The organism is Sphingopyxis sp. MG (assembly GCF_002953155.1).
GTDB lineage: Bacteria > Pseudomonadota > Alphaproteobacteria > Sphingomonadales > Sphingomonadaceae > Sphingopyxis > Sphingopyxis granuli.
In genome coordinates, this window is record NZ_CP026381.1 from 3,731,490 (window position 1) to 3,755,456 (window position 23,967).

Below are 23,967 nucleotides of genomic sequence, written 5' to 3' on the forward strand. Positions count from 1 at the left end.
CGGTTCCCTTTCGGCCGGGCGGTGCCCGATGCCGCCCGCTCCTAGCGGCACGTCCCGAAGCCGGCGCCGCGCAGCGCGCGGCCGGGCGTCGCGCCCGTCGGCTCGCCGCCTTGCAGCGCCGCGACGCCGTTCACGAACACGTCGCGCACCCCGACCGCATATTGGTGCGGCGCCTCGAAGGTCGCGCGGTCGGCGACGGTCTTCGGGTCGAAGACGACGACGTCGGCATAATAGCCGCGCCTGAGCGCGCCGCGCTCCTTCAGCCCCAGGTTGGTCGCGGGCAGCGTCGTCAGGCGATACACCGCCTGTTCGAGCGGGATCAGCTTCTCGTCGCGCACATAGCGGCCGAGCAGCCGCGCGAAATTGCCGTAGGTGCGCGGGTGCGCGCCCGATTTCAGGAACACGCCCTCGGTCGATTGCGACGCGGCGTCCGAGCCGAAGCTCATCCACGGCAGCCGGATCTGCTGGCGGACATTGTCCTCGGACATCAGGAAATAGACGGTGCCGACGCGCGAACCGTCCTCGACCACCAGGTCCATCGCGGTATCCTCGGGCGAGGTGCCGCGCATCGCCGCGACCTCGGCGAGCGTCTTGCCGGTGAGCGGCTTGAGCGCCGGATTCTTGAAGCCGGTGAGAATCATCTTGTCAGCCCCGGCGCCGAAATAGAGATTCTCCCAGTCATCGCCCGGCGCGCGCATCTCCGCGGCGACGCGCGCACGGACCTGCGGGTCCCTCAGCCTCTCGATCCACGCCTCGAGCCCGCCCACCTGCACCCAGGTCGGCATCGCGGCGTCGAGCCCGGTCGCCCCGGCGGTATAAGTGTACATGTCGGCGGTGATCCGCAGCCCCGCCGCGCGCGCCGCCTCGATCTTCGCGACGACGGGGGCCAGCTTGTCCCAATTGGCGCGCCCGCCCATCTTGAGGTGATAGATTTCGGCCGCCGCGCCCGACCGGCGCGCGATCTCGATCAGCTCGTCGACCGCTTCCTCGACCCGGTCGCCCTCTGAGCGCATGTGGCTGATGTACATGCCGCCGCAAGCGGCCGCCGCCTGCATCAGCGCGACCAGCTCGTCGGTCTCGGCATAGGAACCGGGCGCATAGATCAGCGAACTGCCGACGCCCAGCGCGCCCTCGTCCATCGCCTGGCGCACCAGCGCCTGCATCCGGTCCAGCTGTTCGGGGGTCGGATCGACGTCGCCTTCGCCCAGTTCGTGGACGCGCACCGTCGCGGCGCCGACGAAGCTCGCGACATTGGGCGCGATGCCGCGCTTTTCGAGATAGGCGAAATAATCGCCCAGCGTCGTCCATTCGATCGGAAAGCGGATGTCGCCCTGGCGTTCGGTCTCCTGCGCCTTCATCGTCGCGTTGAGCGGGCCCATCGACCAGCCCTCGCCCATCACCTCCAGCGTCACGCCCTGCCGGATGTCGCTCTGGCTGCGCGGATCGGCGATCAGCGATTCGGTCGCCCAGCTGAGCATGTTGATGAAGCCCGGCGCGACCGCCATGCCGTCCGCCCGGACCTCGCGCGCGCCGCGCCCCTCGACCGTGCCGACCGCGACGATGCGGTCGCCGCGGATCGCGACGTCGCCGACCAGCGGCGCGCCGCCCGACCCGTCATAGATGGTGCCGCCGCGGATCACGACATCATAGGCGGCGGGGGCTGCCCCGCCCGCCTGCACGGGGGAAAGGAAGGACGCGCCGAACAGCGCCGCCGCCATGCCGAAATATCTGCCCCTCGCCATCATCGCCAACCCCTTCCCTGTCCGTATCGACCGGCGGCCATTGTGCCGCAAGCGCGGGCGGGATCAAGGCCCCCGTCACGGTCAAATAAGCGATTGCGCGGCGCCGCATCTTCGGATCAACTGTGCCGGACGATCGGGACCGGACGATCGGAGGAGGGGCGATGGAGGCGTTGAACCGCAACGACTGGCAGGCCGTCCAGCGCCTCTTCGAGCAACTGGTCGACCTTCCGCCCGACATGCAGGCACAGCGCCTCGCGAAGGCGCCGCAATCCGCGGGGATCGTCGAAACGACGCACCGCCTGCTGCTCGCCGCGCGCGGCGACGGCATATTGGACGGCGCGCCGCCATCGCTGGCGCCCCCGTTGCCGGCGGGCGAGTCGGCGCCCGCAAACTTCGGCTCGCTCGCCCCCGGGCAGGCCATCGGCGGCTTCACCGTCGAACGGCCGATCGGACGCGGCGGGTTGGGCGAGGTCTATCTCGCGTATCGCACGGGGGCCGATTTCGACCAGCGCGTCGCGCTGAAGCTGCTGCGCGTCGACGCCGCCGAGCGTGCCGAGAGCTTCGCGCGCGAGCGGCGGCTGCTCGCGCGGCTCGATCATCCGGGGATCGCGCGGCTGATCGACGCCGGGGTTGCTCCCGACGGGCGGCCCTATATCGCGATGGATTATGTCGACGGCCAGCCGATCGACGCCTGGTGCACCGCACATGGCGCCGACCTCGACACGCGGCTCGACCTGTTCCGCACCGTCTGCGACGCGCTCGCCTATGCGCACGGCAACCTTGTCGTCCACCGCGACATCAAGCCGTCGAACATCCTGATCGACGCGGGCGGCAAGCCGCGCCTGCTCGACTTCGGGATCGGCAAGCTGCTCGACGACAGCGCGGCGCTGCCCGCGACGACGCAGGCGATGCTCACCCCCGACTATGCCGCGCCCGAACAGCTGGGCGGCGAGGAAGCGACGGTCGCGACCGACGTCTACGCGCTCGGCGTCCTCCTCTACGAACTGGTCAGCGGGCGGAGCCCCTGGCGCGGCGGCAAGGCGTCGGTGCCGATGATGATCCGCCGCGTCCTCTATGAGGACCCCGAACTGCCGAGCCGCGCCGCGGCACGTGGCGAGGCGCCGGTGCCGGCGCGGCGGATCGCGGGCGACCTCGACGCGATCGTCCTGAAGGCGATGCGGCGCGACCCGGCGCAGCGCTATCGCAGCGTCAGCGCGCTGGCCGAGGACATCGCACGCCACCAGCAATATCTGCCCGTCCATGCGCGCGACGGATCGACGCGCTACATGCTCGGCCGCTTCCTGCGCCGCTATCGCTGGGGGGTCGCGGCGACCGCCGCGGTGCTCGCGGCGCTGCTCGTCGGCGCGGGCGGCATCGCATGGCAGGCGCGCGAGACCGCGGTCGAGCGCGACCTCGCGGTCGCCGAGGCGCGGCGGTCGGAGGCGATCAACCGGATGCTGACGGTGATGGTGCGCGACACCGCCGAGGATGCGAACAGCGAGAATGTCACCGTCAAGCAGATGCTCGACCAGACCGCGACCCGCCTCGCCGCCTCGCTCGACACCAGTTCCAAATCGGCCGACCTGATCGTCACATTGTTCGACCTCTATGTGAATCTGGAGGATACGGCGGGTGCCGACGCGCTGATCCAGAAGGCGCTGGCGCGCGGCGTCGGACGCGGCGACCCGGTGGCGACCGCGCAGCTTCGCATGCGCGCCGCCGCCGCCGCGGGGGGCCTCGGCCGGACCGAGGAGATCGGCCCCAACATCGACGCCGCCGAGCCCGTGTTTCGCGCCGACCCCGCGCATTTCCGCCGCGAACTGGTCGAGATCGCCCTCGCGCGCGCGCAGTTGTGGCGGCGCACCGGGCGGCTGGAGGATGCGATCGCGCTGCTGATCCGGACGCTGCCCGATGCCGACATCGTCTATGCCGAGAACCACCGCGACCTGCTGACCACCTACAACAACCTGCTGGTCTATATGGCCGAGGCGAACCAGCTCGACGCGATGCCCGCGATCTTCGACCGCGCCGAGGCGGTGATCCGCCGCACCGGGCAGGAAGCGAGCATGCAGGGACTGACGATCGCCCAGTTGAAGGCCGTGCGCCTGCTCAAGCTCGACCAGCCGGCCGCCGCCGAGCGGATCGTCACGCGGGTGGCGGCGCAGCGGCGCGCGACCTTCGGGCGTTCGGCGGGGCTCGCGGTCGATCTGCTCCAGCTCGGCCGCGCCAGGCTGGCGCTCGGCAAATATGCCGACGCGAAAGCGGTTCTCGCCGAGGCGCGCCCGATGGCGGCGCAATATCTGAGCCCGCGTGCGGCGCCGACGCTGATCATCGCCGCGGGGCTGATCGAGGCGCAGGCCGAATCGGGCGATATCGCGGGCGCGCGCCGCACGATCGCCGAGACGCAGCCGTTGATCGACGCCTTGCCCAAACCCGGCCTGCCGCAGGCGATCTTCGCCCGCGCGAAGGCGGTTACGCTGCTCAGGCAAGGCAGGCTCGCCGAGGCGCGGCAGGAAACCGACCGCGCCGCAGCGCTGTTCGAGGCCGAGGGCGCAGCGGGCGCCTCCTACCTCAAATCCTTCCCCGCGCTGCGGGCACGGCTGGGGACGAGCTTATCCCATGCGTAGCGTGCGCACGCCGAAGTGGAAGTATATCTCCAATCTGCACCCCGAATATGTCTGTACGACGCATATCGACCAATATGTGCGAAACATCGACGATTCGGGACGCTATTTCCCGTCGTGGCGTCGTTCGACCGATCCCGCCGCTCAGCAGATCGTCAACAGCTATTACCGGCGGCCGGCGGAGGAACTCTATGACCTCGAGGCCGACCCCGCCGAACGCAACAATCTGGCGGCGGATTCGCGCTACAAAACAGTCCTGCGGTCGCTTCGCCAGAAGCTGAAGGTCTGGCGAACGAAGCAGGGCGACACGCGTCCCGTCGAAGGGACGCCGCACTTCCAGGAAGGGCCGATCGACGGCAAGGTCGACTGAGCCGCTGAACGACGATCATCGGCGCGCCAGGTCCTTTCGCTCAGGGCAGGGATCAGGCCGCCGCCATCTCGTGGTGGATCCACGCGCGCGCCTGCACCCACCAGCGACGGATCGTGCGGTCGGAGACGCCGAGGATCAGCGCGGTCTCCTTCTCGTCCATCCCCGCGAAGAAGCGACAGTCGACGACCTGCGCGAGGTTGGCGTCGAGCCGTTTCAGTTCTTCGAGCGCCTCGCCGAGCCGGACGACCTGTTCGTCCTCCGGAACCGCGGCGGCGAGCGAGTCGAGGCTCTGGGTGAAGCTGTAGGTCGGCGCATTCCGTTTCGAGGCGAGCCGCGCGCGCGCCGCGTCGATCAATATGTGCCGCATCGCGGTCGCCGCGCAGGCTAGGAAATGCGACCGGCTGTCCCAGCCGTCGGCTTTGCGCAGCTTCACATAGGCTTCGTTGATCAGCGCCGTGGTCTGGAGCGTCTGCGGCTGTCCGGCGCGATAATGCTCGCGCCGCGCGATGGCGCGCAATTCGCCGTAAAGCCCCGCGATCAGCGCGTCCGGGCCCTCCGCCCCATTTTTTTCGGCCGGCGTGTCCGCTTCCTCGGAAATTTCCCGTCTCGCTCTCTGTCAGGCGTCCGCCGTTCTTCGCAGGTCGGCGGATGCAAGGCAAGCGCGGCAAGGCAAGCGCGCCGCGCGCGAACGGGAAGAGGCGCCGGGGCAGGCGTCCGCCCGCCGGGTCGAGACATCCACCGTGGGGGCCGATGGCCTTCGCCCGATAGGAGGGGGACTGTCAGGATTTCCGTGTGTGGCCGGGCATAATGGGCAACAAGGAGTCCCACTATGTCACGACGCAAAGAACCTGCCATACCGAATGAGCTTCTCGATCAGCTTTTGGCGGGCGGCGCTGCCAGTGCCGCCTTCGAGCAGGGCGGTCTGCTCGATTCGCTGAAGAAGGCGCTGACAGAGCGTGCCCTGAATGCGGAGATGGATCACCACCTCGCTGGCGAAGACGGCGCCGGCAACATGCGCAACGGCTACGGTCGGAAGACGGTAATGACCGACACCGGCAAGTTGGCGATCGACGTGCCGCGCGATCGCCAGTCGAGCTTCGACCCGCAGTTGATCGCCAAGTATCAACGCCGCTTTCCCGGCTTCGACGACAAGATCGTGTCGATGTACGCGCGCGGCATGAGCACCCGCGAGATCACCAGGCACCTGCACGATCTATACGGCATCGACGTCTCACCCGATTTGATTAGCACGGTGACCGACGCCGTGCTCGATGAGGTCGCCACTTGGCAGCAGCGGCCGCTCGATCCGGTTTACCCGCTGGTCTTCTTCGACGCGATCCGGGTCAAGATCCGCGACGAGGGCATGGTGCGCAACAAGGCGATCCACATTGCGCTGGGCGTCCGCGCCGACGGCGCAAAGGAGGTGCTCGGCTTGTGGCTCGAGCAGAATGAGGGTGCCAAGTTCTGGCTTCGGGTGATGAACGAGCTTCGCAACCGTGGCGTTGAAGACATCCTGCTGGCCGTCGTTGACGGCCTGAAGGGCTTTCCCGATGCGATCACCGCAGTGTTCCCCGATGCGATCGTCCAGACCTGCATCGTTCACCTGCTGCGCAACTCGATGGACTTCGTCTCCTGGAAGGACCGAAAGAACCTCGCCAGCGCGCTCAAGGAGATTTACCGTGCCACCGACGCAGATGCCGCCGAAAAGGCGCTGACAGCATTTGAGGCTGGCCCTTGGGGGCAGCGCTATCCCGCCATCGGCCAGAGCTGGCGGCGCGCCTGGGGCGAGGTGATCCCGTTTTTTGCGTTCCCCGACGAGGTCCGCCGGATCATCTACACTACGAACGCCATCGAAGCTTTGAACTCGAAGCTCAGGCGGGCTGTCAGGGCCAGGGGACACTTCCCCAGCGACGAGGCCGCCACCAAGCTGCTCTACCTGATCTTGAATCGGTCGGAGAAAGAGTGGAAGATGCCACCACGTGAGTGGACCATGGCGAAGGCGCAATTTGCCGTGATCTTCGGCGAACGTTTCATCAGAGCCATGGCGGCCTGATGATCAACCGCCCGGCCGCACACGGAAATCCTGACAGTCCCATAGGAGGGAAGAGAATATGCGTAAATTGAACCTGCTGATCGCCGCAGCCGCTCCGGCCATCGTCATCGCGATGCTGACGGCCGCCCCGGCGCGCGCCGACGTCACCCCCGAATGCAATGTCAATGCGGGCCCTGACGGCATATCCGGCAACGCCGATGACGTGAGCGGCAGCACCGAATGCGGCGAAGTCAGCGTCGCGAGCGGCCTCGTCAGCACCGCCGTGGGCAGCAACAGCTCGGCAACCGGCGAAGAAAGCACCGCGCTGGGTCAGGCGACCGAAGCAAGCGGCGAGCGCAGCACGGCGGTCGGTCGCAACGCCCGCGCCACGTCCGCAAGCAGCACCGCGCTGGGCCAATCGAGTCGCGCGACCGGGGACAACAGCACCGCCGTCGGCCAATTGGCGAACGCTGATTCGACCAACGCCACTGCGATCGGCAAGAGTTCCAACGCAACCGCCGCCTTCACCACCGCAGTGGGGCAGAACTCCGGCGCCACCAGCAGCGGCGCCACCGCACTCGGCGTATCGACCCAGGCCTTCGGCTTCAACAGCTCCGCGCTCGGCAACACCAGCAAGGCGACCGCCGATTACACTACGGCGGCAGGCGCGTTCAGCGAGGCCACGGCCGAATATGCGAGCGCGTTCGGAATGCTCGCCAAGGCGTCGGCGGAAGGCGCCACGGCGCTAGGCCAGAATGCGCAGGCATCCGCCGAGCGCAGCGTGGCGATCGGTGCGGGGTCGATCGCGGACCGCACGAACAGCGTCTCGTTCGGCACGGCGACTTACCAGCGCCAGCTCACCAATGTCGCCGCGGGCATGCAGGCGACCGACGCGGTGAACAAGGCGCAGCTCGACGCCGTGGCGGCGGGCGCCGTCAATCCCTATGTCGCGATCAATTCGGTGGGGGCAGGTGCGAGCGCCACGGGGATCAGCGCGATCGCGATCGGCCGCACTGCCGGGGCCACGGGGATCGACTCGGTCGCCCTCGGAGACGCCGCCAACGCCGCGGGTTACGCGGTCGCGGCAGGAGGCAGTTCCATCGCCAGCAAGGCCGGCGCCTCTGCATTCGGCTATCTGAGCGAAGCCTCCGGCTCGGCCAGCACGGCGGTAGGCGCCAACAGCAAGGCGGCGGGCGACGATGCGACAGCCGTCGGGAGAATGAGCGAGGCGACGACCTTTTACACGACGGCGCTGGGTACACTGGCCAAGGCAACGGTCATCAGCGCCACGGCGGTCGGCTATGGCGCGGAGGCCACGGCCGCGGGCAGTGTCGCACTCGGCACCGGATCGATCGCCGATCGCGCGAACAGCGTCTCCATCGGTTCGGCGGCCCTGCAACGCCAGCTCGTCAACGTCGCCGCCGGGACGCAGGCGACCGACGCCGTGAACAAGGCGCAGCTCGACGTCGTGGACGCGAAGGCGACCGCCGCGCAGACCACGGCCAACGCCGCGCTTGCCGCCGCGACGGCGGGTGCAGGCAGCGCGGTCGCGGCGCAGGCGACCGCCGACGCCGCCGTCGCCAGTGCGGCGGCTGCGCAGACGACCGCTGATATCGCCCGCAGCGAAGCGGCCGCGGCGCAAGGGACAGCGAACTCGGCACTCGCCAACGCCGCGACGGCGCAGGGCACCGCCGACACGGCGCTCGCCGGCGCGGCGACCGCCCAGTCCAGCGCCAGCGCCGCGCAAGCGACCGCAAACATCGCCGTGCTACGCGGCGACACCGCCGGGGCCGGCCTCGCCTCCGCGCTCGGCGGCGGCGCGGCCTACAATGCCGCGACGGGCGCGGTCAGCGCGCCGAGCTATTCGGTCGGCGGCACCGCCTATCACGACGTCGGTTCGGCGATCGGGGCTCTCGACGGCAATATCAGCGCACTGAACGGCCGGATCGACGCGCTGAGCATCGGCAACGACCGCCGCTTCCGCGAAGCGACGGGCGGTATCGTCACCGCGATGGCCATGGGCGGCACGATGATCGTCCCCGACAGCAATGTCTCGGTCTCGTTCAACCTCGCCACCTATCAGGGCGAACAGGGTTTCTCGGGCGCCGCCGTCGTGCGCCTGACTCCGCGCGTCTACGTCAGCGGCGGCTTTGCCGGATCGACGGTGAAGGGCACCACCGGCGGCCGGGTCGGGATCGCCTTCGGCTTCTGACCATCGTCCCTTCCCGGCCCGCCGGCCGGGAAGGGCTCCGCGCCCGATCAGGCCAGCAGGGCGTGCACCTCGCGCCGCAGCTCGGGCAGCAGGTCCTGCTCGAACCAACCGTGGGTCTTGAGCCAGCGATTGTTGTGCCACGACGGGTGCGGCAGCGGGACGATGCGCGGCGATGCGCCGGCGGCGCCGATCTCGCGCCAGGCGCGCACGGTTTCGGTGACGCCGCGCCGGGCCCATTCGGCACCCAGATGCCAGCGCAGCGCATGGCCGCCGATGACGAGCAGCAGCTTCAGGTCGGGCAGCCGCGCGAACAGCCGGTGCTGCCAGATCTCGCGGCACTCGCGCCGCGGCGGCAGGTCGCCTCCGGCGCCGACGCCGGGAAAGCAGAAGCCCATCGGCAGGATCGCGACGCGCGAGGCGTCATAGAATTGCGCCTCGTCGATCCCCATCCATTCGCGCAGGCGCACCCCCGACGGGTCGTCGAACGGACGCCCGCTGGTGTGCGCTCTTATGCCCGGGGCCTGGCTCGCGATGCAGATTCGCGCGCTTTCCGACAATTGCAGGATCGGGCGCGGCTCGTGGCCCAGCGGCGGCCCGTAGCGCGGCGCGTCGCGGCAGATGCGGCAGGCGCGAACGGCCTCGACGAGGCTTTCGAACGGCTCGTCCGCCTTCACCCCGTCCATTGCCGCCTTCCCTCCCCTTTGCCGATCGCCGAGTCGCGCGCCTGCGCCGCCCGCGCTATACGCCTTTTTCCGGCGCGGGGGCGGGATAGACGATCGAACCGTCGGACCGCGGGATCGCCCCGTGCGTCAGCCGCGCGGGCTCCGGGCCGCGCTCCATGATGTGCGCGACGGCGGCGCCCGACACGATCAGATAGTCGGCGACGATGCGGCGGTGGCAGCGCCACCAGACGGCTTCCGAGCACATGATCGCGCAGCGGCGCTCGCGGCCGACGTCGATCAGATGCGCCAATCCCTCTCGAAACGCGGCGCCGAGCGCATAGTCGGCATAATTGTGGAAGCTGGCGTTGGTCCAGAAGCCGTTGAGCGCGCGCGGCACCTCGCGCTCGCGTTTGCGCAGGCCGCCGAGCGCCGCGATGCGCTCCCACGACAGGCCGCGCGCCGCGAGCGCATCGGGCAGGACGTCCTCGTTGAACTGCGGGTTCGACCGCGATCGCGGCATCCGCCGGATATCGACGAGGTGACGGACGCCGGCGTCCGCGAGCAGCCCGGCGAATTCGTCGAACGAGCGGCTGGAATGACCGATGGTGAAGAAGGGGACGGCCTCAGCCATCTATGCGTTCGAGCGCGCCGCCCTTGTGCGCCGCGACATGGTCGGTCTTGTCGCTCTTGATCTCATATTGCGGATCGTCCTTCGACGCGCGGTGGGTGTGGCCCTTGTAGTCGAAGTCGGCGGTGTGCACCTTGATGATCTTTCCCGAGACATGGCCCGCCTCCGAATTCCAGCGAACATGGTCGCCGATCCTGAACCGCTTCGTCATCGCCTGCTCTCCTTTCCGCTTCGCCCCTTTCCATAGAGTCGCGGACCCGCGTCAAGGTTCCGTCGCTCCCGCACGCCCCTCCCCCGGCCGGGCGGAGCGTGCGGGAGCACGGCGTCAGAAGCGGGCGCGCAAGCCCGCGGAAACGGCGCGGCGCTCGACCGGGTAATAGATCGCCGATGCGGCGTCGGCGGCGATCACCGCGCTGACGTCGCCGATCGCCTTCTTGCCGGCGATGTTGCGGACGTCGACGAAGGCGTCGATCCCGTCGGCAATGCGCGCGCCGCCGGTCAGGCCGACCAGCGCATAGCCCGGCGTGCGCACCCGGTTGGCATAATCGGCCCACGGTCCCTGCGGCACCCATTCGAGCGTCGGCGCGACGTGCAGCGCCTCGCCGCCGATGCGGACCTCCGCCCGATAGACATGCCTCGGCACCACCGGCAGGCGATTGTCGCCGAACTGCGCGTCGCCCCGGAAGCGGAAGTCGCTGTAGGCATAGGTCTGGCGCAGCCGCAGCCAGGGTGCGAGGGTCAGCTCCAGCCCGGCCTCCACCCCCCGATGCAGCGTCCGGTCGGCGTTGAAGGTCGCGGCGGGGATGCTGCTGTTCACCGTATATTGCAGCATCTCGCCGGTGATCGCCGCGCGATACCAGGCGACGTCCCAACGCACCGGACCCATCGTTCCGCGCGTGCCGATCTCCGCCGTCCAGGCGCGCTGCGGCCGGATGTCGGCGATCAGCGCGCTGGCGGGCGGCATGCCGATCGACTGGAACACCTCCCCGAAACCGGGAAATTCGGCCGAGCGGCTGTAGTTGGCGAAGATCTGGACATGCTCCGCCGGTTCGACCAGCACGCCGAACTTGGGCGAAAAGGCGTCGAACGCGACGCGCCCGTCGCCGGCCGGGGTCGCCGAAAAGCCGACGCGCCGCTTGCGCATGCCATCGGCATAGACGCCCCCCGCGATCAGCGTCACTGGCGGCACCGGCCGCACGCGCAGTTCGCCATAGAGGCTCGCGGTCCGCGCCTCCTGATCGGCGTCGAGGGTCAGCGCGCCGCGCCGGCCGGCGACGTTGACGAACTGCCGCGCGTGGGTGCTGCCACGGCGAATCTCGCCCCCCAGCGTCACCTCGACCGGCCCCGCCGCATAGTCGATCCGCGCGAACCCGCCGACGTCGGTCGATTTCTGATCGATCAGCTGAAAGATCGGGTGAAAGAGCGATTTCGCGTTGACGAAACCCCCGACCTCGAGCGTCGCGGTGCCGAGGTCGAAGCGGGTGCGGTTCTGCAGGCGCAGCGAATCGATGTCGCGCCGCTGGTCGCCCGCGACGCTGCTCGCATTGGCGCCGCGCGGGGCGGTCAGCGCCTGCGCCTCGGTCAGCGCGCCCGGCAGTTGCTGGCGGATGCGGTTGATGCTCGCATAGAAGCGCGTCGCGACCCCGTCGCCGAGCGTCAGCCCGACATTGCCGTGGAAGCGCAGGCTGCGGCGCTGCGCATGGTCGCGGTCGCCGTCCGACGTGTCGGCGCTGACCGCGCCCCAGGCGTCGACCGGCCCGCTGGCGACGCCCGCCGAAACCAGGCCGCGAAGCAGGCCGAAGCTGCCGGCATCGCCGCGCAGATAGACGCCCTGGGCGGTGCGCCCGGTCGGGGTCACGCCGTTGATCGCGCCCCCCAGCGTTCCCGAACCGAAGCGCAGCGCATTGGCGCCGCGCCAGACTTCGAGATGGTCGAAGAAGATCGGCTCCAGCTCCTGAAAATCGCCATTGTCGTCGGCGAGGTTGATCGGCACCCCGTCCTGCAACAGCGTGACGCCGCGCATGTGGAAGCCGCGCGAGAGGCCCGAGCCACGGATCGCCAAGCGCACCTCCTGCCCATAGCGCGGCTGGAGGTAGACGCCGGGCGAGAAGGCGAGCGTATCGCGCAGCGACACGATCGTCTTGTCGGCATAATCCTGATGCGTGACGACGTCGGTGCCGCCGGGGGTCTGCGCCGCGCGCTGCTGCGCGGCGTCGGCGAGCGTCGGCGCGGTGACGATGATCGTCGCCTCCTCGGCGTGAGCGGCCGTGGAAAACAGCACCGGGGAAAAGGAAAGGACGAGGGCGAGCGCCGGCAGGGGCGCCGCACGGGTAACGGAACGGGTCATGGAAAATCCTTCGCTGAAAATCAGGCAAGGCCGGCGCGCGCGAAAGCGCGGCCGGCGATCGGTCTGAATCAGGCGAAGGCGGGCGGGCCGGTGCTGGGGGGAAGCGGCGAGGCGATGCCCGGCGCGAAGCCGAGCGAGGGGATCGCCGGCGGCGCGGGGTCGACCCGCACCGGCGCCGCGGGCAGCGCCGGGGCATCGGGCACGATCGGCGCCACCGCGAGCGCGCCCCACGGGCAATGCTGCTGCCCCTCTCCATCGGGATGATCGCCCGCGGTCTGGACCGGGATGGTCATCGTCCCGCCGGGGTTCGACGGGTCCGAACAGACGCGGACGGTGATCGACCCCCCGGCATCGGGCCCGATCATCCAGCCCGGCGCGACCAGCACCCGCGCGAGCAGCGCGAGAAGCACCGGCAGCAGCAGCCAGCCCGGTCGGCGGAAGGCGGAAAGATCGGCCACGCCGCGCTCCTAGTCCCGGCGGACGGTTCGGGCAAGCGCGCAGGCCCCGCAAAAGCCGATTGCCAAAATGCGCCGAGGCGCTATGGGCGGGCGCCGCAAGGGCAACCTTGCATTGATCGCGCCGGTGCCCCGATGGGGCTTAAAAGGGAACGCGGTAAGGGGGTCCGGCCGGACCTTCGAAACCGGGGCTGTCCCTGCAACTGTAAGCGGCGAGCGCGATGCACCGACCCGGTCCCCGACCGGGTCTGCCACTGGGGCGACCTGGGAAGGCGTGCATCAAGCGACGACCCGCGAGCCAGGAGACCTGCCGGCGTGGGTCGCTCAATGCCTCGGTCCAGGGAAAGGCCAGGGCACGGAGAACTCCGTCGAGCGACGACCCAGCGGCCGGGGCCGCTTCGGGGCACGAAATGCGGGCGCCTTGCGCCAGCCCGCCGCCCGTGCGCCGGTCGATCGCGCACGCGGCTCGGCAGGTCCCCGCCTTCGCTCTCGGCGCGTGGGGGACTCCCATGTTGAAATACGGCCTTTCCATCGTGGCGCTGGCGGCGACCTCGCCGGCGCTGGCCCAGACCGGCGATGCCGCCGCCGACCCGCGCCCCGGCGACGCGATCATCGTCACCGCCTCGCGTTCGGGCGAAGGGGTCCGGGCGGACCAGCTCGGCGCCTCGGTCACGGCGATCGACAGCGAAGCGCTCGAACAGCGCCAGACGCGCATCGTTTCCGACGTGCTGCGCGACGTGCCCGGCGTCGCGGTCAGCCGCACCGGCGGCCTCGGCGGCATGACCGATATCCGCATCCGCGGCAGCGAAGCCAATCACGTCCTCGTCCTGGTCGACGGCATCGAGGTCGCCGACCCCTATCAGGGCCAGTTCGATTTCGGCGGTCTGCTCGCCGACCCCGCCGCGCGGATCGAGGTGCTGCGCGGCCAGCAATCGTCGCTCTATGGCTCCGACGCGATCGGCGGCGTGATCCATTACATCACCCTGTCGGGGCGCGAGGCGCCGGGCCTGAGCGCCCGGATCGAGGGCGGGTCGTTCGGCACCGTCGCCGGCAGCGCCCGCGCCGCGGGCGCATCGGACAGCTTCGACTATGCGATCACCGGTACCTATTACGGCGCGAACGGCTATCCGACCGCGCGCGGCGGGGTGCGCGACGTCGGGATGCAGACGGTCGGCGCGAGCGCGAAGCTGGGTTGGACGCCGAGCGACGCCTTCCGGCTGAACGCCGTGCTGCGCTATGGCTTCAGCGACGCCGACAACAACGACAGCGAATATGACACGACGAGCCCGCGCTTCGGCTATATCGTCGACAGCCCCGGCGTCCATGTCGAGACCGAATCCTTCCATGCCCTGCTGGCGGCCGAACTGACCGCGCTCGACGGGCGCTGGGTGACCAGCCTGTCGGGGCAGCTTTCCGACACCGCGCGCCACGGCCGCTCCCCCTTCGGGTTGGACTATGGCAGCAAGGGACAGCGCTACAAGGGATCGCTGACCTCTAGCATCCGCTTCGGGACCGATGCGATCGCCCACCGGCTGACCGGTGCGGTCGATGTCGAGCGCGAGGCGTTCCGCACGCTGACGCCGGGCGCCTTTCAGGGAAAGCGCCACACCGACAATCTGGGGCTGGTCGCCCAATATGAGCTGACCGCGGGCGCGCTCTCGCTCGGCGCGTCGCTGCGCCACGACGACAACAACCGCTTCGACGATGCGACGACCTGGCGCGTCCAGGGCAGCTATCGCCTTCCGACCGGCACGCGCATCCGCGGCGCCTATGGCACCGGGGTCAAGAATCCGGGCTATTTCGAGCTGTTCGGCTATATCGACGGCCGCTACATCGGCAATCCCGACCTGAAACCCGAAAAGTCCGAGGGCTGGGAAGCGGGGATCGAGCAGAGCTTCGGCGCCGACGACTGGGCGACGATCGGGGCGACCTGGTTCGATTCGACGCTGAAGGACGAGATCTTCACCAACTATCCCGCGCCCGACTTCACCGCGACTCCGGCGAACCGCGCGACGACGAGCAAGCAGCACGGCATCGAGGCCTTCGCCAGCGCGCGGCCGCTGCCGCAGCTTCGCTTCGACCTCGCCTACAGCTGGATCAAGGCGCGCGAGAACGGCGCGCCCGAAGTGCGGCGACCGAAGCATATCGCCAGCTTCAACGCCACCGTGTCGAGCAGCGACCAGCGCTTTGCGGGGACGCTGACGCTGCGCTACAACGGCCGCACGACCGACCTCGCCTATATCAACCCCAGCTATGTCCCGGTCGTGGTCGCGATGAAGGACTATGTGCTCGTCAACCTTGGCGCCGATTACCGGGTGACCGACGCCATCTCGGTCTTCGGGCGCGTCGAGAATCTGCTCGGGGTCGACTATGAGGAAATTTTCAGCATCGCGACGCCGGGCCGGGCCGCCTATGGCGGCGTCCGCCTGCGCTTCTGAGGGAAGGAACGCGCTTGACGCCATACGCCGCCCTGCCCGCGCTCGCGCTGCTGCTCGCCGGCGGCGGCGCGCTGTGGGCGCAGCAGGGCGGCCGTACGGCACCAGCGGCGACGCCGCCGGCCGCGCCGCAGCGCGTCGTGTCGCTCAACCTGTGCGCCGACCAGTTGCTGCTCGCGCTTGCCGACCGCGACCGGATCGCCGGGCTGACGCGCAACGCGACCGATCCCGGCATGTCCGCGGCCGCCGCGGCGGCGCGCGGGCTGCCGCTGATCCGCAACGCCGCCGAACAGATACTGGTCGCGGCGCCCGACCTGATCGTCGGCATGCCCGCGAGCGGCAGCGCGGCGGTCGCGGCGCTGCCGCGCGGCAGCTTTCGGACGCTCGACCTGCCGACCGCCGACAGCTTCGACGTCATCCGCCGGACGATCCGCCTGACCGCGACCGCGCTCGGCGATCCGGCGCGCGGCGAAGCGCTGATCGCGCGGATGGAGCGCGACCTCGCCGGCGTGCCCCGCCCGGGGCGCGGCCGGGTCGCCGCCTATTACCAGCGGCGCGGCTACATGACCGGGACGGGGACGCTGATCGACGAGATGATGGGGCGCGTCGGGCTGGTCAATCTTGCCGCAAAGCTGGGCAAGCCGCCGCTGTCGCAGCTGAGCCTCGAGGAGATGGTGGCGGCGAACCCCGATTTCCTGATCGTCGAAAGCGCGAGCGACACCATCACCGATCAGGGCAGCGAGATGCTGCACCACCCCGCGCTTCGGGGCATTCCGCGGCTCAGCGTGCCGGAGGCGTGGACCGTTTGCGGCGGCCCCGCTTATGGGGCGGCCGTGCACCGCCTTGCCAGGCAGATCCAGCGCCACGACGGCGCGCGCCGATGACGATGCGCGAGGCCCGATCGCCCCGGCGGCTGACGCTGGCGCTGCTCGCGCTCGCATGCGGGGCGGCGGCGGCTTCGCTGTGCTTCGGCACCGTCGACCTGCCGCTCGCCCGCCTGTTTGCCGCCGCATCCGGCCGCGGCGATCATGTCGCGACCGTCATCCTCTTCGACCTGCGCCTGCCGCGCCTGCTGGTCGGGCTCGCGGTCGGCGCCATGCTCGGGCTCGCGGGGGCGGCGCTGCAAGGCTATCTGCGCAATCCCCTCGCCGAGCCGTCGGTGCTCGGCACCTCGAACGCCGCGGCGCTCGGCGCGGTCGCCGCGCTTTATTTCGGGCTCGCCAATCTTCACCCGGCGGCGCTGCCGCTGCTGTCGATCGTCGGTGCGCTGCTGTCGCTCGCGCTGCTCTTCGCGCTCGCCGGCCGCTCCGAAAGCCCGCTGACGCTGATCCTCGCCGGCATCGCCGTCGGCACCCTCGCGGGGGCGGGCATCAGCCTCGCACTCAACCTGTCGCCAAACCCCTTCGCGGCGATGGAGATCATGACTTGGCTGATGGGCAGCCTCGAAAATCGTTCGTTCGGCCATTTGTGGGCGGCGCTGCCGTGCATCGGCGCCGGGATGGCGCTGCTGCTGTGGAACGGGCGCGCGCTCGACGCGCTGACGCTGGGCGAGGACGGCGCGCAGGCGCTCGGCGTCGACCTCGCCCGCACGCGCCTGCGCCTGCTGCTCGGCACCGCGATCGGGGTCGGCGGCGCGGTCGCGGTGTCGGGCGCGATCGGCTTCGTCGGGCTGATCGTCCCGCATCTGATCCGCCCGCTGACCGACCGCAGCCCGTCGGCGATCCTGCTGCCCTCGGCGATCGGCGGCGCGGCGCTGCTGACGCTCGCCGATCTCGCGGTGCGGCTGATCGACACCACCAGCGAGCTCAAGCTGGGCGTCGTGACCGCCTTTCTGGGCGTGCCCGTCTTCCTGTTCCACCTGATGCGCGAGCGCCGGCTGTGGTGACGCTGACGCTCGATCATGTCGATGTCCGCCTCGGGCGGCGGCCCGTCGTGCGCGACGTCAGCGCAGCGCTGGCCGGGGGCACGCTCACCGGCATCGTCGGCCCCAATGGCGCGGGCAAGTCGACGCTGGCGCGCGCGCTGCTCGCGCTGGTGCCGAGCACCGGGCGCATCCGCATCGATGGCGCCGACGTCGCCGCGATGCCGCGCGCGACGCTCGCGCGATGCGCCGCCTATCTGCCGCAGGGCCAGACGCTCCACTGGCCGCTGACCGTCGAGCGGCTCGTCGGGCTCGGCCGCCTGCCGCACCTCGGCCCGATGTCGCGCCCGGGCGCCGCCGACCTCGCCGCGATCGAGCGCGCGATGACGCGCGCCGGGGTGCTCGACCTGCGGGACCGCGACGCGACCCATGTGTCGGGCGGCGAGCGCGCGCGCATCCTTCTGGCCCGCGCGCTGGCGGTCGAAGCGCCGATGCTGGTCGCCGACGAGCCGCTCGCCAGCCTCGATCCCGGCCACCAGATCGACGTCATGGACCTGCTGCGCGGCGAAGCGCACGGCGGCGGCCTCGTCATCGCGGTACTCCACGACCTGACCATGGCGGCGCGCTATTGCGACCGGCTGCTGCTGATCGACAAGGGCGCGATCGTTGCCGACGGTCCGCCCGCCGCGGTGCTGACGCGCGCGAATCTGCGCGCGGTCTATGGCATAGAGGCCGAGGTCGACCTTGGCGGCGCCTGGCCGACGATCACCGCGCTGGGGCGCAGCCGCGAATGAGCGGCGCGCTGATGCTGCAAGGCACGGGGTCGGACGTCGGCAAGTCGGTGCTCGTCGCCGGGCTGTGCCGCGCCTGGACCAACCGCGGCCTGCGCGTCCGCCCCTTCAAGCCGCAGAACATGTCGAACAACGCCGCGGTGACGGCCGACGGCGGAGAGATCGGCCGCGCGCAGGCGCTTCAGGCGCTCGCCTGCCGCGTCGAGCCGCACAGCGACATGAACCCGGTGCTGCTGAAGCCGCAGGCCGACCGCAGTTCGCAGTTGATCGTCCACGGCCGGGTGCGCGGCACGCTGGGCAGCAACAATTTCCGCGAAGCACGCGGCGCGCTGCTGGCCGATGTGATGCAGAGCCACGACCGGCTGCGCGCCGAATGCGATCTCCTGCTCGTCGAGGGCGCGGGGTCGCCCGCCGAGATCAATCTGCGCGCCGGCGACATCGCCAACATGGGCTTCGCCCGGGCGGCGGGGGTGCCGGTGGTGCTGGTCGGCGACATCGACCGCGGCGGCGTGATCGCATCGCTGGTCGGCACGCGCGCGGTGATCGACCCCGCCGATGCCGCGATGATCCGCGGCTTCCTGGTCAACAAGTTCCGCGGCGACCCCGCGCTGTTCGCGGACGGCTATCGCGCGGTCGAGGCGCGGACCGGGTGGCGCGGTTTCGGCATCGTTCCCTGGCTGCCCGCCGCCGCCCGCCTGCCGAGCGAAGATGCGGTGATCCTCGACCGGCGCTCCATGCCCGACAGCGGCCGCCGGATCGTCGCCTGCCCGATCCTGCCGCGCATCGCCAATTTCGACGACCTCGACCCGTTTCGGCTCGAACCCGGCATCGAGCTCGTCATGGTGCCGCCCGGGCGCCCGATCCCCGCCGAGGCCGCGATCGTCGTCCTGCCCGGATCGAAGGCGACGATCGCCGACCTCGCGGCGTTGCGCGCCGAAGGCTGGGACATCGACATCCGCGCGCATCATCGGCGCGGCGGCCTGATCGTCGGCCTGTGCGGCGGCTATCAGATGCTCGGCCGCCGCATCGCCGATCCGCACGGCATCGAGGGGGTGCCGTCGGAGGTCGACGGGCTCGGCCTGCTCGACGTGACGACCACCCTCTCCCCCGTGAAGGTCCTGCGCCGCGTCCGCGGCGAAGCGCTGGGCGTCCCGGTCGAGGGGTATGAGATGCACATGGGGGAGACGCGCGGCCCCGGCACCGCGGCGCCCTTCGCCAGGCTCGACGGAGGCGGCGCCGACGGCGCGATCGACCCGGGCGGAACGGTGATGGGAACCTATCTCCACGGCCTGTTCGCCGCGCCGGCGCTCCGCCGCGCGCTGCTCGCCCATATCGGGGTCGCGGCCCGCGCGCACGACCATGGCGCCGACGTCGATGCCGCGCTCGACGCGATCGCCGAAACGCTGTCGGACCATATCGACATCGACGGCCTGCTCCGCCTCGCGGCCAGCTGACGGACCGCGGTTAGGGTCAGTTGCTCGGCTTCGTCCAGCCGGCGCGATCAGACCGCGCCGGGGAAGGGGTTCTTGCCGCCCTCGGCGGTCCAGCGCTCCATTTCCTGCTCGAACACGTCGAGCGGCACCGACCCGAGGCTCAGCAGCTTGTCGTGGAACCAGCGCTGGTCGAAGGCGGGACCCAGCGCCGCCTCGGCTTTCGCGCGCTGGCGGCGGATGGCCAGTTCCCCCAGCTTGTAGGCGAGCGCCTGTCCCGGCCAGCTGATATAGCGGTCGACCTCGGTCTCCACCTCGTGCCGCGACAGCGCGCTGTGATCGGCGAGGTAGGCGATCGCCTGATCGCGCGTCCAGCCATAATGGTGGATGCCGGTGTCGATGACGAGACGGCAGGCGCGCCAGATTTCGTAGGACTGGCGGCCGAACTCCTCATAGGGCGTGCGATAGATGCCGATCTTGCTGCCCAGCCATTCGGTGTAGAGCCCCCACCCCTCGCCATAGCCCGAAAAATAGGTCTGCTTGCGGAACTCGGGCCGGTCGGGAACGGGCGCCTCCATCGCGATCGCCCCCTGCAGGCTGTGCCCGGGGGTGCATTCGTGGAGCGTCAGCGCCGGAATCTGATACAACGGGCGCGACGGCAGGTCATAGGTGTTCATCAGGCACGCCTCGCGCCCGCCGCGGCCCGCGGTGAAGAAGGGCGCGATCGCATCGGGCACCGGCCGGATGGTGAAGCGGTAGCGCGGCAGGAAGCCGATGGTGGTGCGGAGCAGCCCGTCCATCCGCTTGGCGGTATAGGCGGACACGCCCATCAGCTCGTCGGGCGTCCGCGCATAGAATTGCGGATCGGTGCGCAGGAAATGGATGAACGCCTTGAGGTCGCCCTTGAACCCGGCGGCTTCCCGGGTCTTCTCCATGTCGGCGGTGATGCGCGCCACTTCTTCGAGGCCGATGCGGTGGATCTGCTCCGGGGTGAGGTCGGTCGTCGTATATTCGCGGATCTGCGCCTGATAGAAGGCCTTGCCGTCGGGCATCGCCTCGGCCGCCAGCGTCTGGCGCGCCTGCGGCAGATATTCGTTGCGATAGAATGCGAGCAGCTTCGCATAGGCGGGAACGATCTTCTGCGCGATGATCTGCCTCGCCTCGGCCTGGATCGCGGCCTTCTCGCTCGCCGGAATCGCGGCCGGCAGATCGGCGAACGCCCCCCAGAAGGGATTGTTTTCGGGGTCGGCGACCATATGCGCCTCGATCGACTTGTCGCGCCCCGCCAGCGTCACCCCGGGCACGCTGAAGCCGCGCTTCAGCCCCGCGCGCATGTTGACGATCTGCTCGTCGAAATAGCGCGGCAGGTCGGAAAGGCGGGCGAGGTAGCGCCGATATTGCGCCTCGGTCCGATAGGGGGTGCGCGCCGCGATGCCCGACCAGAACTGGCTGTCGGCGTTGAACGGCATCTCCCAGGTGCGGAACCGCCCGTTGGCGACGAACGCCTCCAGGCTGGTGCGGAACACCGCGGCGTTGATCCGTTCCTCGGGCGACAGCCGGTCGACCGGAATCCGGTCGAGCGCCTTCAGAATATCCGCCCAATGCGCAACGCGCGCCTGCTGGCTCGCGGCATCCACCCTGGGGAAATGGTCGAGCGGCCCGGTCTCGTCATCGCCGCGCCAATGGCCCAGCTCGGTACCGCGCCACGCCCATTCGGCCTCATAGAGTGCGCGAAGCTGCTCGTCGGCGCTGTCCGCCGGGGCCGGCGCTTGCGCCTGCGCAACGAGCGGCGCCGCAAGCGCCAGAAACAGGACTCCAGGGCGACCGTAGCTCATCGAAACTCTCTCCCGCGTTGCCGGACGCGCCGTCGGCGATGGCGCCACGCCATGGCATCGTCCGCGGCGGGACTATATCGACGTGCGATCTTGTCCCACAAGCGCATAAATTTGCGGGAAGAAAAGCGGGCGTCCGCTTGCTTCGCGCCTCAGCAAGCCCGGATCATCGACACATGGTCGAAGCGGACGTCGCCGACGATCGAGCCCGGCCGTGCCGGCTCCTCGCGCGCGAGATCGGTCGACAGATAGCGCAGGCTGTTGTCGCAAAAGACCGTCGCCACCACCGCCGCCTCGTCCAGATCGCGCGCGACCTCGATCGCGGCGAGCAGGTTGGCGCCGCTCGAGATGCCGACCCCCATGCCAAGCTCGCTCCCCAGCCGCTGCGCCATGCGGATCGCGCAGCTGTCGGAAATCGCCACCGGCCGCGCGAGCCGGTCGAGCCGCACGATCGGCGGGATGAACTCGTCCGAAATGCCCTGGATGCGGTGATGGCCGACCTTGTGCCCGGTCGACAGCGTCGGCGATTCGAGCGGCTCGACCGGGTGGACCGACGCCGCGATCCCCGCCGCCGCGAAGCATTCGGCGACCCCCATGACGGTGCCGCCGGTCCCGACCCCGGCCGCAAAGGCATCGGGCCGCAGCCCGAGCGCGGCGAGCTGGCGCAGCAGCTCGGCCCCGGTGCCGTCGCGATGCGCGCGGACATTGTCGGCATTGGCAAACTGCCGCGTCAGGAACGCCCCGCGCTCCGCCGCATAGGCTTCGCTCAGGTCCAGCGCGCCGCAAAAGCCCCCCTCGTCGCGGCTCACCAGCCGCAAATTGGCACCGAAGGAGCGCAGCAGGCCCCGCCGTTCCTCGCTCATCCAGTCGGGCATGAAGATCGTCACCCTGTGCCCGAGGCTGGTGCCGATCGCCGCCAGCGCGATGCCGGCGTTGCCGCTGGTCATCTCGACGATTTCCTGGCCGGGCGCCAGCTCGCCGCGTTCGCGCGCGCGCAGGATGACCGATGCCGCCATCCGGTCCTTCGTCGATCCCGTCAGGCTGTGGAACTCGGCCTTGGCGAAGATGCGGCAGGCGCGCCCCGCGACCGTAAGGTCGAGCCGGATCAGCGGCGTGTTGCCGATCAACGCATCGAGCCCGAAACCGGTGGCGGCCGTCGGTGAGCGAAGGGCGGTGACAGCATTCATAGGGCGGCGTCCTCCAGATTTCGACAGGACGGGCCTAGCAAAGCGGGCGCGATGAAATCATCGCAGAATCCCCCGATTATTCTGGCATATCCGGGAAAATATTCCTATAAATCCCCATATGGTCGAACTCGATGAGACAGATCGCCGCCTGCTTCGCAAATTACAGGCGGATGCCTCGCTTTCGCTCGAACAGCTCGGCGCGGCGGTGCAGCTATCGACGAACAGCGTGTGGCGGCGCGTCAAGCGGCTCGAGGCGGAGGGCGTCATCACGCGGCGGATCGCGCTGCTCGATCCGCAGGCGGTCGGGCTGGGGCTGACGGTGTTCGTCGCGATCAAGACCGGCGATCACAGCTTCGCCTGGCTGTCGCGCTTTCGCGAGGCCGCGTCGGCGCACCCGGAAATCGTCGAAATCTATCGCATGGCGGGCGACACCGACTATCTGCTCAAGCTGCACGTCGCGGGCATGGAGGATTATGATCGGGTCTACAAGAAACTGATCGCCAAGGTCGCGCTCAGCGACGTGAGTGCGAGTTTCGCCATGGAAACGCTCAAGAACGAGCGCGCCCTGCCGGTATAGCCATGGCAGGGATTCCCCGCGCCGGTTCCGGCGGTGTCACCCGGAACTCGTATGGCAATTGCCCCCCCCTTTTTGACAAGGAACCGTTCCCCGGCGAAAGCCGGGTCCCACGCGGGACAGCGCCATGCCATCTGGACCCCGGCTTTCGCCGGGGAACGGGCAGGCTATCGGTCGCACCCGGGAGCGCGCCGCTTCAGCCGCGCGAGATCAGGAAGATCGCGTGCTCGGCGCGCCAGCTCGCCGCGGCGGCGCTCGTCGGCCGGTCGCCCGACAGATACCAGGCACGCTCGACGACGATGCCGCGCTCGCGCAGTAGCTCGCGGAAATCGCTGACCGTCAGATGGTGGATGTTCGGCGTCTCGTACCACGCGACGGGCAGCAGCCGCGTCACCGGCATCCGCCCGTTCCACAGCAGCGCGAGCCGGATGCGCCAGTGTGCGAAATTGGGAAAGCTCACGAAGGCGTGCGGCGCGATGCGCAGCAGCTCCTCGATCACCCGGTCGGGGCGCTCGGTCGTCTGCAAGGTCTGCGACAGGATCGCATAATCGAAGGCGCCCGCCGGATATTCGCCGAGGTCGTGGTTCGCGTCGCCCTGCACCACCGACTGGCCGCGCGCGATCGCCGCGGTGACGTTGGCGGGGTCGATCTCCAGCCCGCGCGCGTCGACGCCCTTGTCGCGCAGCGCCGCGATCAGCGTGCCGTCGCCGCAGCCGACGTCGAGCACGCGCGTTCCCGCCGGCACCGCGTCAGCGATGATGGCGAGGTCGGGGCGCAGCGCCATC

The 23,967-nt window shown here is 69.9% G+C and carries 20 protein-coding genes and 1 riboswitch; of the genes, 10 read left to right on the forward strand and 10 right to left on the reverse strand.

The genetic code is table 11. The features are described 5' to 3' along the window. Positions 1 to 41 precede the first annotated feature (41 nt). Positions 42 to 1,745: an N-acyl-D-amino-acid deacylase family protein gene (locus C3E99_RS17105; RefSeq protein WP_234002521.1), complete on the reverse strand. Its 1,704-nt coding sequence runs from the start codon at positions 1,743 to 1,745 to the stop codon at positions 42 to 44. A 119-nt stretch (positions 1,746 to 1,864) separates the two neighbouring features. On the opposite strand from C3E99_RS17105, the gene C3E99_RS17110 reads away from it, so the two are divergent. Beyond that, positions 1,865 to 4,369, forward strand: coding sequence for a serine/threonine-protein kinase (locus C3E99_RS17110; RefSeq protein WP_158682345.1), 2,505 nt, complete (start codon positions 1,865 to 1,867; stop codon positions 4,367 to 4,369). Next, positions 4,362 to 4,736 (forward strand): sulfatase/phosphatase domain-containing protein, encoded by a 375-nt coding sequence (locus tag C3E99_RS17115; RefSeq protein ID WP_104960136.1) that lies wholly within the window; start codon positions 4,362 to 4,364, stop codon positions 4,734 to 4,736. The genes C3E99_RS17110 and C3E99_RS17115 overlap by 8 nt, the downstream gene beginning before the upstream one ends. A gap of 52 nt (positions 4,737 to 4,788) precedes the next feature. Here C3E99_RS17115 and C3E99_RS17120 read toward each other — a convergent pair whose 3' ends face one another. Further along, the gene (locus tag C3E99_RS17120; RefSeq protein ID WP_067186572.1) at positions 4,789 to 5,334 is read right to left on the reverse strand and encodes an ECF-type sigma factor; all 546 of its coding nucleotides are present in this window, start codon (positions 5,332 to 5,334) and stop codon (positions 4,789 to 4,791) included. Between the two features lie 231 nt (positions 5,335 to 5,565). Between C3E99_RS17120 and C3E99_RS17125 the strand changes: the two genes are divergently transcribed. Together C3E99_RS17125 and C3E99_RS17130 are read left to right on the forward strand one after the other, a co-directional pair. Continuing rightward, positions 5,566 to 6,789 carry an IS256-like element ISSpwi2 family transposase gene (locus C3E99_RS17125; protein WP_014082638.1) on the forward strand — a complete coding sequence of 408 codons (1,224 nt, stop codon included), beginning with the start codon at positions 5,566 to 5,568 and terminating at the stop codon, positions 6,787 to 6,789. A 58-nt stretch (positions 6,790 to 6,847) separates the two neighbouring features. Further along, positions 6,848 to 8,980: a YadA family autotransporter adhesin gene (locus C3E99_RS17130; RefSeq protein WP_067186574.1), complete on the forward strand. Its 2,133-nt coding sequence runs from the start codon at positions 6,848 to 6,850 to the stop codon at positions 8,978 to 8,980. Positions 8,981 to 9,027: 47 nt separating this feature from the next. Here the strand turns inward: C3E99_RS17130 and C3E99_RS17135 are convergent, their stop codons facing one another. The 5 genes from C3E99_RS17135 to C3E99_RS17155 all read right to left on the reverse strand — a co-directional run bounded on the left by C3E99_RS17135 (position 9,028) and on the right by C3E99_RS17155 (position 13,075). Beyond that, the gene (locus C3E99_RS17135; protein WP_067186576.1) at positions 9,028 to 9,663 is read right to left on the reverse strand and encodes a uracil-DNA glycosylase family protein; all 636 of its coding nucleotides are present in this window, start codon (positions 9,661 to 9,663) and stop codon (positions 9,028 to 9,030) included. A gap of 55 nt (positions 9,664 to 9,718) precedes the next feature. Next, complete coding sequence (locus C3E99_RS17140) at positions 9,719 to 10,273, reverse strand: DUF488 domain-containing protein (RefSeq protein WP_067186578.1); 555 nt, start codon at positions 10,271 to 10,273, stop codon at positions 9,719 to 9,721. After that, the gene (locus C3E99_RS17145; RefSeq protein ID WP_067110379.1) at positions 10,266 to 10,481 is read right to left on the reverse strand and encodes a DUF2945 domain-containing protein; all 216 of its coding nucleotides are present in this window, start codon (positions 10,479 to 10,481) and stop codon (positions 10,266 to 10,268) included. Before C3E99_RS17145 ends, C3E99_RS17140 begins: the two co-directional genes overlap by 8 nt. Positions 10,482 to 10,595: 114 nt before the next feature. Beyond that, on the reverse strand, positions 10,596 to 12,617 hold the full coding sequence (locus tag C3E99_RS17150; protein WP_067186580.1) for a TonB-dependent receptor family protein: 2,022 nt from the start codon (positions 12,615 to 12,617) through the stop codon (positions 10,596 to 10,598). Between the two features lie 68 nt (positions 12,618 to 12,685). Next, positions 12,686 to 13,075 (reverse strand): DUF2946 family protein, encoded by a 390-nt coding sequence (locus tag C3E99_RS17155; protein WP_067186582.1) that lies wholly within the window; start codon positions 13,073 to 13,075, stop codon positions 12,686 to 12,688. A 106-nt stretch (positions 13,076 to 13,181) separates the two neighbouring features. Further along, positions 13,182 to 13,401: riboswitch (cobalamin riboswitch) on the forward strand. 180 nt (positions 13,402 to 13,581) lie between these two features. Between C3E99_RS17155 and C3E99_RS17160 the strand changes: the two genes are divergently transcribed. From C3E99_RS17160 to C3E99_RS17180, 5 genes are read left to right on the forward strand one after another with little or no spacing between them, the layout of a single operon-like run. Next, on the forward strand, positions 13,582 to 15,510 hold the full coding sequence (locus C3E99_RS17160) for a TonB-dependent receptor plug domain-containing protein (protein ID WP_234002523.1): 1,929 nt from the start codon (positions 13,582 to 13,584) through the stop codon (positions 15,508 to 15,510). Between the two features lie 14 nt (positions 15,511 to 15,524). Next, positions 15,525 to 16,391, forward strand: coding sequence for an ABC transporter substrate-binding protein (locus C3E99_RS17165; RefSeq protein ID WP_404950387.1), 867 nt, complete (start codon positions 15,525 to 15,527; stop codon positions 16,389 to 16,391). 2 nt (positions 16,392 to 16,393) lie between these two features. Continuing rightward, positions 16,394 to 17,392: a FecCD family ABC transporter permease gene (locus C3E99_RS17170; RefSeq protein ID WP_067187235.1), complete on the forward strand. Its 999-nt coding sequence runs from the start codon at positions 16,394 to 16,396 to the stop codon at positions 17,390 to 17,392. Next, positions 17,386 to 18,162 carry an ABC transporter ATP-binding protein gene (locus C3E99_RS17175; protein WP_067186584.1) on the forward strand — a complete coding sequence of 259 codons (777 nt, stop codon included), beginning with the start codon at positions 17,386 to 17,388 and terminating at the stop codon, positions 18,160 to 18,162. Before C3E99_RS17170 ends, C3E99_RS17175 begins: the two co-directional genes overlap by 7 nt. Beyond that, positions 18,159 to 19,613, forward strand: coding sequence for a cobyric acid synthase (locus tag C3E99_RS17180; protein ID WP_067186586.1), 1,455 nt, complete (start codon positions 18,159 to 18,161; stop codon positions 19,611 to 19,613). The genes C3E99_RS17175 and C3E99_RS17180 overlap by 4 nt, the downstream gene beginning before the upstream one ends. A gap of 47 nt (positions 19,614 to 19,660) precedes the next feature. On the opposite strand, the gene C3E99_RS17185 is transcribed toward C3E99_RS17180, so the two are convergent. Both C3E99_RS17185 and C3E99_RS17190 read right to left on the reverse strand, forming a co-directional pair. Next, complete coding sequence (locus C3E99_RS17185) at positions 19,661 to 21,424, reverse strand: DUF885 domain-containing protein (protein WP_076077381.1); 1,764 nt, start codon at positions 21,422 to 21,424, stop codon at positions 19,661 to 19,663. A gap of 149 nt (positions 21,425 to 21,573) precedes the next feature. Continuing rightward, positions 21,574 to 22,608, reverse strand: coding sequence for a PLP-dependent cysteine synthase family protein (locus C3E99_RS17190; protein ID WP_067186589.1), 1,035 nt, complete (start codon positions 22,606 to 22,608; stop codon positions 21,574 to 21,576). A gap of 118 nt (positions 22,609 to 22,726) precedes the next feature. Between C3E99_RS17190 and C3E99_RS17195 the strand changes: the two genes are divergently transcribed. After that, the gene (locus C3E99_RS17195; protein ID WP_067186591.1) at positions 22,727 to 23,185 is read left to right on the forward strand and encodes an Lrp/AsnC family transcriptional regulator; all 459 of its coding nucleotides are present in this window, start codon (positions 22,727 to 22,729) and stop codon (positions 23,183 to 23,185) included. Between the two features lie 193 nt (positions 23,186 to 23,378). Here the strand turns inward: C3E99_RS17195 and metW are convergent, their stop codons facing one another. Further along, positions 23,379 to 23,966, reverse strand: a complete 588-nt coding sequence (gene metW, locus C3E99_RS17200; protein WP_067109378.1) for a methionine biosynthesis protein MetW — start codon at positions 23,964 to 23,966, stop codon at positions 23,379 to 23,381. Position 23,967: the final 1 nt, after the last annotated feature.

Coding starts and splice junctions, on each gene's coding strand:
- C3E99_RS17105 (WP_234002521.1), bottom strand. CDS start 1,745: ATGATGGCGAGGGGCAGATATTTCGGCATGGCGGCGGCGCTGTTCGGC.
- C3E99_RS17115 (WP_104960136.1), top strand. CDS start 4,362: ATGCGTAGCGTGCGCACGCCGAAGTGGAAGTATATCTCCAATCTGCAC.
- C3E99_RS17125 (WP_014082638.1), top strand. CDS start 5,566: ATGTCACGACGCAAAGAACCTGCCATACCGAATGAGCTTCTCGATCAG.
- C3E99_RS17130 (WP_067186574.1), top strand. CDS start 6,848: ATGCGTAAATTGAACCTGCTGATCGCCGCAGCCGCTCCGGCCATCGTC.
- C3E99_RS17135 (WP_067186576.1), bottom strand. CDS start 9,663: ATGGACGGGGTGAAGGCGGACGAGCCGTTCGAAAGCCTCGTCGAGGCC.
- C3E99_RS17140 (WP_067186578.1), bottom strand. CDS start 10,273: ATGGCTGAGGCCGTCCCCTTCTTCACCATCGGTCATTCCAGCCGCTCG.
- C3E99_RS17145 (WP_067110379.1), bottom strand. CDS start 10,481: ATGACGAAGCGGTTCAGGATCGGCGACCATGTTCGCTGGAATTCGGAG.
- C3E99_RS17150 (WP_067186580.1), bottom strand. CDS start 12,617: ATGACCCGTTCCGTTACCCGTGCGGCGCCCCTGCCGGCGCTCGCCCTC.
- C3E99_RS17160 (WP_234002523.1), top strand. CDS start 13,582: ATGTTGAAATACGGCCTTTCCATCGTGGCGCTGGCGGCGACCTCGCCG.
- C3E99_RS17170 (WP_067187235.1), top strand. CDS start 16,394: ATGCGCGAGGCCCGATCGCCCCGGCGGCTGACGCTGGCGCTGCTCGCG.
- C3E99_RS17180 (WP_067186586.1), top strand. CDS start 18,159: ATGAGCGGCGCGCTGATGCTGCAAGGCACGGGGTCGGACGTCGGCAAG.
- C3E99_RS17185 (WP_076077381.1), bottom strand. CDS start 21,424: ATGAGCTACGGTCGCCCTGGAGTCCTGTTTCTGGCGCTTGCGGCGCCG.
- C3E99_RS17190 (WP_067186589.1), bottom strand. CDS start 22,608: ATGAATGCTGTCACCGCCCTTCGCTCACCGACGGCCGCCACCGGTTTC.
- C3E99_RS17195 (WP_067186591.1), top strand. CDS start 22,727: ATGGTCGAACTCGATGAGACAGATCGCCGCCTGCTTCGCAAATTACAG.
- metW (WP_067109378.1), bottom strand. CDS start 23,966: ATGGCGCTGCGCCCCGACCTCGCCATCATCGCTGACGCGGTGCCGGCG.